At 72.0% G+C, this 14,322-nt stretch carries 12 protein-coding genes and 1 pseudogene; 2 read left to right on the forward strand and 11 right to left on the reverse strand.

Annotated elements, in window-relative coordinates:
- Positions 1–214: 214 nt before the first annotated feature.
- Both hrpB and BJY20_RS09500 read right to left on the reverse strand, forming a co-directional pair.
- Entirely contained in the window at positions 215–2,728 is a 2,514-nt protein-coding gene (gene hrpB, locus BJY20_RS09495; RefSeq protein ID WP_185992551.1) for an ATP-dependent helicase HrpB, read from the reverse strand.
- 143 nt (positions 2,729–2,871) lie between these two features.
- Entirely contained in the window at positions 2,872–4,185 is a 1,314-nt protein-coding gene (locus BJY20_RS09500) for a threonine/serine exporter family protein (protein ID WP_185991305.1), read from the reverse strand.
- A 76-nt stretch (positions 4,186–4,261) separates the two neighbouring features.
- Between BJY20_RS09500 and BJY20_RS09505 the strand changes: the two genes are divergently transcribed.
- Positions 4,262–5,593, forward strand: a complete 1,332-nt coding sequence (locus BJY20_RS09505; RefSeq protein ID WP_185991306.1) for an FAD-dependent oxidoreductase — start codon at positions 4,262–4,264, stop codon at positions 5,591–5,593.
- 3 nt (positions 5,594–5,596) lie between these two features.
- On the opposite strand, the gene BJY20_RS09510 is transcribed toward BJY20_RS09505, so the two are convergent.
- Both BJY20_RS09510 and BJY20_RS09515 read right to left on the reverse strand, forming a co-directional pair.
- Entirely contained in the window at positions 5,597–6,364 is a 768-nt protein-coding gene (locus BJY20_RS09510) for an SDR family NAD(P)-dependent oxidoreductase (RefSeq protein WP_185991307.1), read from the reverse strand.
- Positions 6,361–6,924 carry a GNAT family N-acetyltransferase gene (locus BJY20_RS09515; protein ID WP_185991308.1) on the reverse strand — a complete coding sequence of 188 codons (564 nt, stop codon included), beginning with the start codon at positions 6,922–6,924 and terminating at the stop codon, positions 6,361–6,363. Before BJY20_RS09515 ends, BJY20_RS09510 begins: the two co-directional genes overlap by 4 nt.
- A gap of 124 nt (positions 6,925–7,048) precedes the next feature.
- Between BJY20_RS09515 and BJY20_RS09520 the strand changes: the two genes are divergently transcribed.
- A complete protein-coding gene (locus BJY20_RS09520) occupies positions 7,049–7,480 on the forward strand; it encodes an SLC5/6 family protein (protein WP_185991309.1) in 432 nt (143 codons plus the stop codon).
- On the opposite strand, the gene BJY20_RS09525 is transcribed toward BJY20_RS09520, so the two are convergent.
- The 7 genes and pseudogenes from BJY20_RS09525 to BJY20_RS09550 form a co-directional block, all read right to left on the reverse strand.
- Positions 7,467–9,116, reverse strand: coding sequence for an ABC transporter permease (locus BJY20_RS09525; protein ID WP_185991310.1), 1,650 nt, complete (start codon positions 9,114–9,116; stop codon positions 7,467–7,469). The two genes, BJY20_RS09520 and BJY20_RS09525, sit on opposite strands and share 14 nt — an antisense overlap.
- Positions 9,113–9,622, reverse strand: a complete 510-nt coding sequence (locus tag BJY20_RS16635) for an ATP-binding protein DrrA1-3 family domain-containing protein (RefSeq protein WP_484496829.1) — start codon at positions 9,620–9,622, stop codon at positions 9,113–9,115. The genes BJY20_RS09525 and BJY20_RS16635 overlap by 4 nt, the downstream gene beginning before the upstream one ends.
- 3 nt (positions 9,623–9,625) lie before the next feature.
- Positions 9,626–9,970, reverse strand: a pseudogene (locus BJY20_RS16640) (ATP-binding cassette domain-containing protein); the annotation flags it as partial.
- A gap of 77 nt (positions 9,971–10,047) precedes the next feature.
- Positions 10,048–10,737 (reverse strand): TetR family transcriptional regulator, encoded by a 690-nt coding sequence (locus BJY20_RS09535; RefSeq protein ID WP_185991312.1) that lies wholly within the window; start codon positions 10,735–10,737, stop codon positions 10,048–10,050.
- 80 nt (positions 10,738–10,817) lie between these two features.
- Entirely contained in the window at positions 10,818–11,225 is a 408-nt protein-coding gene (locus BJY20_RS09540) for a potassium channel family protein (RefSeq protein ID WP_185991313.1), read from the reverse strand.
- Positions 11,218–12,570: a TrkH family potassium uptake protein gene (locus tag BJY20_RS09545; protein ID WP_343062838.1), complete on the reverse strand. Its 1,353-nt coding sequence runs from the start codon at positions 12,568–12,570 to the stop codon at positions 11,218–11,220. The genes BJY20_RS09540 and BJY20_RS09545 overlap by 8 nt, the downstream gene beginning before the upstream one ends.
- 108 nt (positions 12,571–12,678) lie before the next feature.
- Positions 12,679–14,298, reverse strand: a complete 1,620-nt coding sequence (locus tag BJY20_RS09550) for a glycerol-3-phosphate dehydrogenase/oxidase (protein WP_185991314.1) — start codon at positions 14,296–14,298, stop codon at positions 12,679–12,681.
- Positions 14,299–14,322: the final 24 nt, after the last annotated feature.

The following is a 14,322-nucleotide window of genomic DNA, read 5'->3' on the forward strand; positions in this document are numbered from 1 at the left end:
CCCGTGATGGCCGGGTGCTCTGCTCGCGCGGGCGGCGGGCGCGTGGAAGTATCCACCCTCGATCCCGACGGCTACTACCTGCGCATCACTGACCGTCGCTGAGTCACCTACGCGCGGGTGCGACGACACGGTCGGTCTGCGGCACAGCATAGAACCGCGAGGTAGTGCACAAGTGCGGCGGTACGACTTAGCAGTGTGTCGTCATACCCGTCAGTTACATCCGGCGCTTGGTCCGCGCGGTCGCCGGCGCGGTCCACGGGTCCTGCGGCCACGGGTGCTTCGGGTAGCGCCCACGCATCTCACCGCGCACCTGCGCGTACGGCCCGGACCAGAAGGACGCGAGGTCATCCGTGACTGCCAGCGGGCGGCGTGCGGGGGAGAGCAGGTGGAAGAGCACCGGCACTCGCCCGTCGATGAGCCGCGGCGACTCCGTCAGCCCGAAACACTCCTGCAGCTTCACCGCCACCACCGGCGCAGCAGAAGGGTCGTCGTGCGCGGGCCAGGTGATCGCTGCCCGTGACCCGCTGGGGACCGCGAGCCGCTCGGGGGCCAGCTCGTCCAGTCGCGTCGCCGCCGGCCACGGCAACAACCGGCGAAGGGGGTCGGTCAGGTCGATCTTGGCCACCGGTGTCCCCGTGGCGATCCGTTGCAGCTCGGGGCCCAGCCACTCGTCGAGCCGCGCGGCGAGGGCGGAGTCGGACACGTCCGGCCACGGATCGCCGAGGTGGTGGTGCAACGCGGCGAGGCGGCGTCGCAGCGCGTCCGCAGCGGGCGACCAGACCAGCACATCGAGCCCGTGATCGGCGAGGGCGCGGGCGACGGCGTCGGCGCCGGTTTCGGCATCCACCCGCATCGGGGTGGAACTCAGCTCGATGGCGCCGATGGCGTCGACCTCGCGGGCGGTCACCCTCCCTTCGCCGAGGTCGGCTCGGACCTGCCGCACACGCAGCCCGGCCCCGGCGGTCTCCGCCTCCTCCCGGGTGATCCCGGCAGCCAGCCGGATGACGGCACCGGTCCCCGCGGCGACCCTGCTGTCGGTGCGAGCGACGTCGGCGACGACGATCCACTCGTGGTGGCGAAGGGAGCCACCCGTCGGCAAGGCGGCCCGCGTCCCCGAGGCGAGGAGGTAGGTCGGCCCGTCGCCGACGCGTCGGGCGATGCGGCTGGGGTGGGCAAGTGCTGCCACGAGTCCCACTGCGCCCGAGCGGGATCCATCCGCGACGGCTGGAGCGAGGCGGGTGAGCCGGTCCACCTCGCGCCGCCAGCGCGAGGCCTCCCGGCCCCGACCGGAGCGTAGGTCCGCCACGAGCCGGGTGAGGTCCCCGTCGTCGCTGCGGAGGTCGTCGGACAGGGCGGCGACGACCTCGGCGGCGAGCGCGGTGCCGACGAGCTGCGCGCCGACGAGCAGGGCCCGGGCGAGCCGGGGGTCCGCGGGCACCCGGCTCGCAGCGTGGCCGTCGTCGGTGATCCGGCCCGCGTCGTCGACGAGACCGAGCCCGCTGAGGGTGCCCTCGGCTGCGGTGATGGCAGCGGCAGGGGGCGGTGTCAGCAGCGGCATCCCGTCACCACGTGGTGAGCCCCACGCCGCGAGCACCAGCGCCGCCTCGGTGAGGTCCGCGGTCGTGATCTGCGGGGTGACGTGCTCCGGGGCCCGGACCCACGCGGACTCCTCGATGAGCCGGACGGCCGTCCCCGGACCGAGGCGGGCTGCGCGGCCGGCCCGCTGGGTCATCGAGGCCCGCGACGCCTGCACGGTCACCAGCCCGGACATGTCCCGAGCGGCGTCGCGGCGCGGCTCGCGGGTCAGTCCCGCGTCGACGACCAGCCGCACCCCGGGGACCGTCAACGAGGACTCCGCGAGGTCGGTGGAGACGATGATCCGTGGCGAGTCCCTTTCTCGCGCACCGGTCGCCCGGTCCTGCTCGCGCGGGCCGAGACGCCCGTGCAGAGGCAGTACCTCCGCCTTCGGCACGAGAGCCTGCAGCTCCTCGACGACCCGGTCGACCTCGCGGGCACCGGGGACAAAAGTGAGGGTGTCGCCGGCCCCGTGGTGGTGGGCAGTCGTCGTGGCGACGTGGTGGAGGAACTCCCGTGTCACGCCACGAGCATCCGTACGCGGAGTGGGTGAAGGAGCCCAGCGCACCTCCAGGGGGTGCAGCGCCCCGGGGCTACCGACGAGCGGCGCAGGACCGTCGTCGTCGGCCAGGACCTCCGCGACGGTCGGGGCATCGAGCGTCGCCGACATCGCGACGAGCGGGAGCTCGCGCAGCTGTCGGACCTCGGCGAGCATCCCGAGCAGCAGGTCGCTGTCGAGGGCCCGCTCGTGGATCTCGTCGAGGACCACAGCGGCGGTCCCGGACAGCTCCGAGTCCGCGAGCAGCCGACGCACGAGGACGCCGGGAGTGACGAACTCGATCCGTGCCCCCGCGCGCAGCTGCCGGTCACCGCGCACCGTGTAGCCGACGAGTCCACCGACCGCGGTGCCCGTCAGGTGGGCCAGTCGCTGAGCGGCCGCACGCACGGCGACGCGGCGGGGACCGGTGACGACGACGCGACCGGGGACGCAGTCCGCGACGAGCGGTGGGGCCAAGGTCGTCTTGCCGCTGCCGGGCGGAGCCTGTACCACCGCGACGCCCCGGCCGGTGACGGCGGCGCGCAGGTCGTCGAGGCTCTCGACGAAAGGGAGTCCCCGACCGATGGCGGCGAGGTCGAAGGGTGGCACCCGCACAGTCTCCCCGAAAGACACCTGACGTCGTTGTGCGCGCCTGGCCCCCCGTATTTCGTGGGCCGGGCGCCCACAACGACGCCGGGTCGGCGATCAGTAACCCATCGGCTCCGGGCCGGGCACGTCGCGTTCACCGGTACTGCAGTTCACGGCGTTGATCCACCCGGAGGCCCCGGCTTCCGGGGGCGCCGCGCAGCCCGTTGGGCGAACTGCAGTACGACACGCCGGCGGGCAGGGCTGAGCCGCCGCGCGATGTCGCGCAACGGGTGGGCGAGGGCAGCGCCCACGAGGACCCCGAGTGCGATCGCCGCCACGATGGCCAGGACCTCGGCTGCGGCGACGACGCCGGCAGCCGGGGAGGACTCGATCTGTGCCACGGAGACCAGCCCCAGCGACCCGGGTACGAGTAGCCAGAAGCTCGGCAGGAAGGCGACGACACGAGGCACCTGGGGCCTGACGAACTCCACCAGCGTCGCGACGAGGCTCGCGGCACAGGCGCCGAGGAAGGCACCGAGCCACGGACCCTGGTCCGTCGCTCGGCCGAGCTCCTGCGCGATGACGGTCGCGACGATCGTCAGGAGCAGGGCGGGGACGAGGGACGGCGGGACGGACTCCAGCAGCGAGATCCCCACGGCGATGAACAGCAGACCCAGCAGGGGCGCCCACAGGCCCAGCTGGTCCGGGCGCTCACCGTTGATCCGCGACAGTGGGACACCGAGTACGGCGACGGCCGCCCCCACTCCGAGGGTGGCCAGCAGCAGCTGGGTCGCGCCATAGGTCAGCCGGGACGTGCCGGCCACCATCGCACCCGCGGACAGCTCCGTCAGGCCGGTGACGATGAGGGCGCCCGGCAGCAGCACGGCGATCGGGGGTACGAGGGTCCACAACGGCGCATCGATGAGTCCGATCTCGGCCGCACCGAAGGCCGCCATCGCCGAGGCGAAGGCCGCGAGGAAGGGCATCAGGGTGCTGACGAGGAGGGTGCGGCCGCTGAGCATCATCAGTGCGGCGATGACCTGGCTGAGCACGGCAGCGAAGAGCACCGACGTCCACGCCGGCGCCAGCACGAGGGCGACCCCGGTGCCGATGAGGAAGATGCCCAGCGGTAGTCCGTAGGCGGGGTAGCGGTGCGGACGCTGACGCAGGACCGCCAGCCTGCCCAGGGCGTCGGCAGGTGGGAGGGTTCCTGCGGTCAGGGCTGCGTGCACTGCCGTCACCTCGGCGAGCTGATCCAGCCGGACCCCGCCGTCGACGCCCTCGAACGTGGCCGCGTCCCCGCTCGTCAGCGCGATCCAGAGTCCGGTGGGGGAGGCCGCGACCTCGATGCCGACGTGCCCGAGCGTCTCCGCGGCCTCCCGTACGTCCTCCTCGACCTCGTGGACGGGCATGCCGCCGGCGAGCAGCCCGGCGCCGAGCCAGGCGAGCAGTCGGCGGGTATCCTGTGCAGCGGTCGTGGTCACCGCGCCATTGTGGGGGATTGGGGCCGGCAAGGGTGGGTAGGGCGTGAAGGACGCACCAAGGACGAAGGGAGTCCCCGTGACCGTATCGAGCAGCAACCGCCGCGAACGCGTGGTCGTCGTCGGCAGTGGGTTCGCCGGATTCGAGGCTGCTCGAGGGGTGTCGCGGCGACTGCGCCGGGCGGAGCACTCCGCCGAGGTGGTGCTCGTCTCGATGCACGACTACATGCTCTACACCCCGCTGCTGCCCGATGTGGCCGGTGGCCTCATCGACCCGCGCTACGTGGCGGTGCCGCTGGCCAACGAGCTGCCGGACGTGTCACTGCGACCGGGCAGCGTCGACGGTGTCGACCTGGCGGCACGGACACTGCACGTGAGTGGCTGTGCGCCCGAGGACGAGGAGATGCACTGGGACCGGCTGGTCCTCACGCCGGGGTCGGTGACCAAGCTCTTCGGCGTGCCCGGGGTCGCCGAGCACGCCCGGGGTCTGAAGACCGTCGCCGAGGCGCTGTACCTGCGCGAGCAGTTCCTCCACCAGCTCGAGCTCGCCGAGCACGAGGCCGATCCGCAGGTTCAGCAGGCTCGCCGCACGGTCGTCGTCGTGGGCGCCTCGTACGCGGGTACCGAGCTCGTCGCCCAGCTGCACGCGCTCGCGGAGGACCACGCGAAGCAGCGTGGCCAGGCGATGAACCAGGCCCGATTCGTGCTCATCGACCTCGCCGACCGTGTCATGCCCGAGGTCGGTGACACGCTCGGCGACCGCGCGCTGCAGTCACTGCGCGGCCGTGGCATCGACGTCCGGCTCGGCACGAGCCTGGAGGAGCTCACGGCGGAGGAAGCAACCCTGACCGACGGCGACGTCATCGGCACCAGGACGGTCGCCTGGGTCACCGGCGTGACGGGAGCACCGATGCTCGAGGCGCTCGACCTGCCGCTGAAGAAGGGCCGCCTCGCCGTCAACGCGGACCTGTCCGTCCCGGGCCACCCGCATGTCTTCGCGGCAGGCGATGCCGCGGCCGTGCCGGACCTGGCGAGCAAGGACAAGGACGCGATCACCCCGCCGACCGCACAGCACGCGGTGCGTCAGGGCAAGGCCGTCGCCCGCAACGTCGCGGCGAGCCTCGGCGTCGGCAGCAGCAGGCGCTACAAGCACCGCAACCTCGGCCTGGTCGTCGACCTCGGGCCGAAGTACGCCGTGGCGAACCCCTTGGGCATCAAGCTGTCCGGGTGGCCGGCCAAGATCGCCGCCCGCGGCTACCACCTGGCGTCCCTGCCGCGTTCCGCCAACCGCTGGGCGACCGCGCTCGCGTGGACCGCCGAGGTGACCAGCGACCGGCCGATCTCCCGCCTCGGGTTGGTCAGTGCCGACGAGGCGGACTTTCGCACCAGCGAGGGGATCGCCGACGAGTGAGCCTCAGGGCCGCAGGTGCGAGGCCCCGTTGAGGTCGAGGGTGGCGCCGGAGGCCCACTGCGCATCGGGCGAGGCGAGCCAGAGCACGGCGGAGGCCACCTCCTCCGGTCGGCCGACCCGGTCGAAGGGGGAGTCCCCCCTGATCGAGTCGCCGTCCGGTGAGTCGAGCCGGTCGGCGACTCTCTCGGTGTCGATGAACCCCGGCGCGACGGTCGCGACCGCGATGTGGTGCGGGGCCAGGGCGACGGCGAGCGAGGCGTCCATCGAGTGCAGCGCCGCCTTGGAGGCTGCGTAGGCGGGGAAGTCCGGTTCACCGCGGTGCACCCCGCGGGTGCCGATCGTGATGACCCGGCCCGAGAGCCCGAGCGCGATCAGGCGCGCGGTCATCGCATGGGTGACCAGCGCGGTGCCGAGCGTGTTGATCCGCAGGTACTCCTCCCAGCTGTGCTGCCAGACGATGGACTCCGTCGTGGCCGGAGGGTGTCTCAGGGTCGGCGTCGTCGCGATCCCGGCATTGTTGACCAGCACTGTCACCGGGCCCCCGAGGGCCCTCTCGGCGGCAGCAGGCAGGCCACGGGCGTCCTCCGCATCACCGAGATCGGCCGCGACGAGGGCATGCCCGGCGCCCGGGAGGGAAGCCAGCGTCTCGCTCCCTTCGTCCCGAGCCGTGCGCACGTGGACGGCGACGTGGTCGCCCTGCTCGGCGAAGGCCCGCGCCACCGCACGGCCGATCCCGCGCGAGGCACCGGTGACGAGGACGCGACGGCTCATGGGGTCTCACCGTAGTCACGCGGCAGCACCATCGCGATGACGTCCGGTGCGTCCTGGGACAACCAGCCCGGCCGCACCCGCCCCGCTTCCTGCCAGCCGGTGCGCCGGTAGAGCCGCATCGCACCGGTACACGTGGGGACGACGTCGAGGCACGGGGCGAGGCCGCGCTCCCGCAGTGCGGCGACAGCGGTGGCCAGGAGAGCCCCGCCTGCGCCCGATCCGCGCGCGGACAGCGCGGTGAAGAAGATCGCGACCTCCCCGAGCTCGTCGTAGGGGCGGTCGTGCGCCGCCATCCAGGCACGCACGACGTCGGCGTCGCCTCCGGTGAGCGTCCGCGGGTCGGACGGGGTGGAGATGGCGACGTGCCCGACGGGTCGGCCGTCGGCCTCGACCACCCATGCAGCAGCGACACTCGGCCGCAGGATGAACTGCTCGGCCGGGTACGGCAGCGGGTCGCGGTGCGGGTAGCCGGACGTGGGCTGCTGCTCCAGCAGTGCCGTGGCCAGGTGCGGGATGTCGGCCGGTTGGCGGGGGCGGATCGTTGCGGGGTTCGCAGGCACTCGCCCATCCTGCAGGACCCATTGATGCCGGTCTGCTCGGGGGCCTTGACCCCGGCATCACGGGACGTGTGGTGACCGCTCGAAGGCCGACTGCGGATCGAGGCCGGTCCGCATTCGCCAGGCGGTGAGCGCCACCGACAGGCCCGCAGACACCGCCTATGCGTTCGGCGTGGCCGGCTCCGAGCTGTTCCGGGTGCCTCGCAGGGCGCCGTTCATCATCGCAGGGTCCATCATCGGCACGGTGCTCGCCCTCCTCGGGTTCCACGAGCACCTTGTCGAGTACCTCGTCCTGCTCGGCATCTTCATCCCGCCCCTGGGCGGGGTGATCGTCGGCGACTACCTGGCCCGGTGGCGCTCGGGGATGCCCGAGGGTGCCCGCCTCCCGGCGGTCGACGGCCGCAACATGGCGGTCTACCTGGTGGCCAGCCTGCTCGCCTGGGTCTCTGACGCAACCGCCGTCGGCATCCCGCCGCTGATCGGCATCGTCGTCGCTGCCCTGCTGTCGCTGGCGCTGGGTGTCGGCCGTCGGGGATCGCGCGGCGTCACGTCACGTTGACCTGACGCTTGCGGAACCCGACCAGGCCCATGGACGCGAGCAGGGCAGCGACACCGAGGACGGCAAGGAAGGGGCCGATGGTGAAGTCCTCCACCGGAGGCCGGGCGAGCTGGTGCAGCGGTGAGAGCGCGATCAGCGCGTCCGGCAGCTGCAGCAGCTCGCCCAGGAATTGGACGACGCCCATCCACACGACGAGGACCCAGCACAGCGGGGCCAGCAGGCGTGGTGCCCAGCCGTAGAGGGCGGCCGCGAGGCCGGTCAAGACCAGGGCGGCCGGGATCAGTGCGATGTGCGCCGCTGTGACCGTCCCGATGACGCCCGCTTCGCCGGTGACCGCGGCCGCCGCCAGGCCGGTGCACGCCCCGGTCACCGTGCTGATGCCGACGACCCCGCTCGCCACGACGGCCAGGTGGGAGCCGAGCCAGCTGGCGCGTCCGACGGATGCGGCCAGCACGGTGTCGGTACGACCGCTGTCCTCCTCCACGCACAGGTTCCGCATCGCGAAGACCGCATAGGCAGCGACGAGCACGGTGACGAAGGCGCCGAGGAACGACGCGTAGCCGTCCAGGAGGGCGTCGGTGCTGAACATCTCCGCGAACGCCGGCGGCATGTCGTCCCCCGCGTCGAGCATCGCCTGGGTGAAGGCGCCGTCGGTGACGCCGAGCAGCAGGATGCCGACGCCCCACCCGAGGAATCCTCCGCGCTGGAGCCGGCGAGCGAGGCCCGTGGGTGTGCCGAGGGCGGGGCGGGCGCGCGGACGTCCCGGGCGTACGGCCACGATGCTGGCCCCGAAGTCACGCCGGCCCAGCAGGACGTAGCCGACGGCGGTCCCGGCGACGGCAAGGGTCGCCAGGAGGAGAAGGGGGGTCCACCGGTCGTGCACGTACGGCGCCGTCTGCGCCGGCCAGGCCAGGGGAGAGAGCCAGGAGACGGCACTGCCGCCGGTGGCGGCCATGTCGCCCACGGCCCGCACGACGAAGGAGGCGCCGAGCACGGCCGAGGCCATCCCTGCGGCGGGGCGGGAGAACTCGCTCAGCTGCACGGTGACCGCGGTGACCCCGGCGAAGGCGAGGCCCGACAGGGCCGTGCCGGCGCCGACGAGGACGGATCCGGTGGTGGCGAATCCATTGGTGACCGCCAACCCCGACACCACGAGAAGGACCAGCACGTTGGTGATGAGGGCGATGGCGAGCGCGGCCGTCAGCTGGGAGTAACGGCCGGTGACGTTGGCCCGGATCAGCTCGGCACGACCGGTCTCCTCCTCCAGGCGCGTGTGGCGGGTGATGAGGAAGATGCTCATCAGCGCGGCGAGGAGGAAGAGGTAGGGCACGTAACCTGCGGCGAAGAACCGCTCGTACGTGGGGGCGTCCATCCCGAACGCCGGGCCGGTGAACATCCGGCCGACGGGTTGGGTGAACACCGGAACCAACGCCGCCAAGTCCTTCTGTGTGGGGGCCAGGAGGGGCAGGGCGTTGCCGATGTAGAGGACGAAGATCCCCAGGCCCGCCACCCACGCGGGCAACTTGATCCGGTCCCGGCGCAGTCCGAAGCGGATGAGCGTGCTGGTGCCGGCGAATGCCGCCGTGCGGGAGGAGGCGCGGTGCGCCCGGCGGATCGATCCGGTCGCGGCCGTCATCGCGCCCCGACCTCCTCGTGGGTGTCGAGTTCGCCGGCAGTGACGTCCTCGCCGTAGTGGCGCATCAACAGCTGCTCGAGCGTCGGCGGGTGGGCGACGAGGGAGCGGACGCCCAGCCCGGAGAGTGCCTCGACGGCCGGCTGGACCCGGTCGCCGTCGACGTGGAACTCCACGCGCCCGTCCTCGAGGGTGAGGTCGTGGACCCCCGGGAGCGTCGCGAGCTCGTCGGCCGGGCGGTCGGTCTCGGCGACGAAGGTCGTGCGGGTCATGTGGCGCAGATCGGCGAGGCTGCCGGACTCGACGATGCGGCCGCGGCGCACGATCGAGATCCGGTCGGCGAGGGCCTCCACCTGGGCGAGGATGTGGCTGGAGAGCAGGGCCGTGCGTCCCTGCGCCTTGGCCTCGGCAATTGTCTGCTGGAAGACGACCTCCATGAGGGGGTCGAGGCCGGCCGTCGGCTCGTCGAGCAGGAGCAGGTCGACATCGGAGACGAGGGCGGAGATCAGCGCGACCTTCTGGCGATTTCCCTTGGAGTACGTGCGCGCCTTCTTCGAGGGGTCGAGGTCGAAGCGCTCGCACAGCTCCTCGCGTTTCGCCGTGTCGGGGTGCCCGCGCAGCCGGGCGAAGAGATCGATCGCCTCGCCACCGGTCATCGTCGGCCAGAGCTCGACGTCGCCGGGGACGTAGGCCAGGCGTCGGTGGAGCCCGACGGCGTCGCGCCACGGGTCGCCACCGAGCATGCGCACCGTGCCGCCGTCGGGACGAAGCAGGCCCAGGAGGACGCGCATGGTGGTTGACTTTCCGGCGCCGTTGGGGCCGAGGAAACCGTGGACCTCGCCGGGAGCGACCTCGAGGTCGAGGCCGTCGAGGGCACGGACGGTGCCGAACGTCTTGACCAGCCCCTGCGTGGAGATGACCGCGTCGCTGGAACTCATGATGTCTCCTCGGTGGCGTCGGTGGCGGACAGTCCGCCTGTCATGGTCGTGTCGGTGGGTGGGTCGAGGGCTGTCGCCATCTCGCTGTAGGCCCCCTCGGTGAGCAGGCCCTGGGTGTAGAGCTCCATGACCGGGCGGAAGTAGGGCGCCACGTCCTGCGGGTCCGAGCTGTCGGCGAGGAAGTCGACCCCGAGCAGGCGGTGCATCTGCTCGTGGAGGACGAGGGCGCCGAGCGACCAGAGGACCAGGACGATGACTCGCTCGCGGGGCATGCGGCTCGGCTTGATCAGACCGGCCTGCTCGCCCTGGGCCATGTAGTCCTGGGCGTCGGCGACCATCTCGTCGACGAGGTCGGCAATGTGATCGCCTCCTTCGCTGAGGGTGCGCACGAGATAGCGCAGCAGCGGGCGGCTCTCCTTGATCAGCTGCAGGGCGGCCAGCGGGTTCATCTGCGGGCCGCTGGCGAGGACCGACTCCTTGTTGGAGCGGACCAGGTGGGCGAGGTGCTCGTCGCAGGCGCGGTGAAGTCCGGCCTTCGAGCCGAAATGGTGGATCACCAGTCCCTGCGACACGTCGGCATGGGTGGCGATGGACTTCAGGCTGGTACCGGCCACCCCCTTCTCGCCGAAGAGCTCGATGGCGGCATCGCGGATGCGCTGCATCCCGTCACGGTCGTCGCTGGTCACGGTCGCCTCCCGACGCTGACTGAATACTCAGTCAGTACACTCCTGACTGAGTATCCAGTCAAGACCCGGCGATGCGGACGTCACCGCTGCAGCAGGTCGTCGGCCATCGACAGGCCGGCGTCACGCTCGGGCTGGATGATCCGGGTGACACCCAGACGGGTCAGGGCCTCGTAGTGCTGACGCGACCCCGCCTTGGCCCACACCTCACGGATCCCGAGCTCGTTCAGCGCCGTCGCGGTCATCAGGGAGGCAGCCACGTTCGTCATGCCGAGCACGACGATGGTGTCGCGGGTGATGCCGAGCTGGCGCAGCGTGTCCTCGTCCCGTGCCTCGGCGATGGCGAGGTGCTCGATGTCCCCGGCGAGGCCATCGACAACCGCCTCGTCGATGTCGACACCGAGTACGCGGCGGCCATGGCCCTCCAGACGCAGCGCGAGCGCGGCGCCGAAGCGGCCGAGGCCGATGACGGCGATGTCGAACTTAGCCAACGAGAACCCTTTCCTGGGGGACCTCGAAGCGTCGAGGCCGGTGGCGCAGCGCCAGCGCGGCGCCGAGGGTGATCGGCCCGAGCCGGCCGAGGAACATCAAGGCGATGATGACGAGCTCACCGACCGGTGGGAGCTTGCCGGTGATGCCGGTCGACATCCCCACGGTGCCGAAGGCCGAGATCGCTTCGAAGAGTACGGTGTCGAGCTCGAAGGGGGTGGCCACCAGGAGTGCAGCCGTCGAACCACCGACGAGACCGACGCCCAGCAGGACGACCGTCAGCGCCTGTCGCATGTTGTCCGCGGAGAGGCGGCGGTGCAGCACGCGCACGGAGGGCTCGCCACGCAGCTCGGCCCAGATGACGAAACCGAGCAGCGCGAACGTCGAGACCTTGATGCCACCCGCGGTGCCGGCGTTGCCGCCGCCGATGAACATCAGGGTGTCGAGCAGCAGCAGGCTCTCCTGGTGGAGGGCGCCGATGTCGATGCTGTTGAAGCCGGCGGTGCGCGCGACCACCGACTGGAAGGCCGCCGCGAGAATCTTGCCCCCCGTGCCCAAGGGGCCGAGCGTCTCCTCGTTGCGCCACTCGAAGGCGGCCAGGGTCACCGCACCACCGATCCACAGCACGAGCGATCCCCACAGGACGATCCGTGCGTGTGTCGTCCACCGACGGAACTGCTGCCGCCAGTGCCGCAGCACCTCCCACCACACGGGGAAGCCGAGCCCACCGATCATCACCGACGCCATGATCGGCAGGCACATCCACGGGTCCTCGACCCACGGAACGGCGCTGTCGGCCTGGAGCGCGAAGCCAGCGTTGTTGAAGGCCGAGATCGCGTGGAAGAAGCCCGAGTACAGCGCCTCCGCCCAGCCGTCGTGGTACGCCACGCGCAGCCGCACCGAGAGCACCACGGTGGTCGCGACCTCGACGGCCAGAGTGAACCAGACGATGCCGAGGACGACCTCGCCCGGGGTGCGGTGGGAGATGGAGCGTGACTCGGCGCTGGTCAGGACGTTGACCGGGGCGCCCAACCTGCGGCCGATGACCATGACCAGCAGGGTCGCGGCCGACATGACGCCGAGGCCGCCGATCTGGATCAGCGCGAGAATGGTCACCTCGCCGAAGGTGGACCAGTGGGTGGCGGTGTCCACCGTGACCAGGCCGGTGACGCACGTGGCGGACGTTGCGGTGAACAGGGCGGTGAGGAAGTCGGTGGACTCGCCCGACTCGGCGGCCAGTGGCGTCCACAGGGCCAGGGTGCCGAGCGCGATGACGACGGCGAAGCCCAGCATCACGGTCCGGGCCGGGTTGGCCACCAGACGGTTCAGCAGGTGCGTGTTCGTCACGTCGTGCCCCACGACGGGAGACGCTACTCCCGTTCACCCGTGGTTGCTGCGCTGGTCGGCCGGGGGTGCTGCGCTGACCGGGCCGGTCGGGTCCGGCGCGGGGCCCCCTCAGACGGTGAGCATGAGCGCACGCTCCGCGGCGGCCGTGGCGGGGGCGACGTCCGCGTCGACGAAGCTCACCCGGGTCCTGCGCTCGAGGAGGTCCTCGACCGTGCGGGCGCCCTCGTGGGTGACGGCGTACGCGAGCTCGGCGCCGATCGTCGGGCAACCGGGCGCGACCGGCCCGGCCAGAGCGGGGTCGGCCTCGGCCATCGCCAGCACCTGCGGCGCGAGGGTGCCGTAGCGGCGGACCAGGCGGGTCGGCGCGTCGACCTTCGCCAGCAGGTGCGCCGGGGCGGCGCCCAGGAGGGGAAGGGAGGTGGTCCGGCACGCGGAGAACCGGCCGGCCCCGCCGCCGATCCGGTCGACGACGGCGTCGATGGCGTCCTGCGCCATCGTGCGGTACTCGGTCAGCTTGCCGCCGGTGATCGTGATCGGACGACCGGGCTCGTCGATGAGCAGGTGCTCGCGGGAGGCATCGGCGCTGGCGCCCCCCTTCGAGGCGCCCAGGCGGCGCATGGGGCCGCTTCCGTCGCACCGCCCACGCGGAGCGTGGGACCCAAGGACACCGCCTTCGCCCTGATCGGCCATGGTGACCAGCGGACGCAGGCCGGCGAAGCGGCCCACGACGTCGGCTCGGCTCAAGGGCTCGGCGAGGACCGAGCTCATCGCCTTCAGGAGGAACTGCTCGTCGGCGATCGGGACGGTGGGAGCAGTTCCGTCCACGCCGGGGGCCTCCTCGTCGGTCAGGCCGAGCAGGACCAGATCCCCACTGATCGGGATGGTGAAGATGAAGCGTCCGAAGTGCCCCGGCACCGGGGCGCTCAGCTGCGCCGTGGGGAAGCCGAGCCGCTCGGCCCGCAGCACCAGGTGGGAGCCACGCGAGGGGGTGACCTCGATCGACGGCTCGTGTTCGCCGCTCCAGACACCGGTGGCCAGCAGGACGTGACCGGTGGCCTCGATCGTCTCGCCGGACCGGGTGTCCCGCAACCGCACCCGGTCGGCGCCGAGCGGCTCGGCGCCGACGTAGGTGACGACGTCGGCGCCGTGGGCGGCCGCCGTCCGGGCGAGTGTGGTCACCAGACGCGCGTCGTCCTCGAGCTGACCGTCGGAGTACATGATCCCGTGCAGACCTGCGCGTGCAGCGGGCACGAGGTCGTGGACGGTGCGCGCCGAGACGCGCCTGGGCGTCGGCAGGAGCGAGCTCGGGGTACGGGCTGCCCGGCGCAGGCCGTCGGCGAGGAAGATGCCGGCATTGGATGCGATCGACTCGACGGGGTCGGTGTCCGGGACGATGTTGCGCAGTGGGCGGACCAGGTGCGGCGCGACGCGAGTCATCAGGTGGTGGCGCTCGACCGCGGAGCGGTAGGCGATGGGGAAGTCGGCCCTGGCCAGGTACCGCAGCCCGCCGTGGACCAGCTTGCTGCTCCAGCGGCTCGTGCCGGAGGCGAGGTCGTTGCGCTCTACGAGAGCGGTGCGCAGACCGCGCGATGCCGCGTCCAGCGCGGCCCCCGCGCCGGTCACGCCGCCACCGACGATGATGACGTCGTAGCGCTCGGTGGCAAGCCGCTCGAGGGCTTCCTGCCGCTGGGTGTGGTTGAGGCCGGCGAACGGCGAGCGGGTGCTCATGGGCTCCTCGGGCGAGTGACGAAT

It is taken from the genome of Janibacter cremeus (genome assembly GCF_013409205.1).
Taxonomy (GTDB): Bacteria; Actinomycetota; Actinomycetes; order Actinomycetales; family Dermatophilaceae; genus Janibacter; species Janibacter cremeus.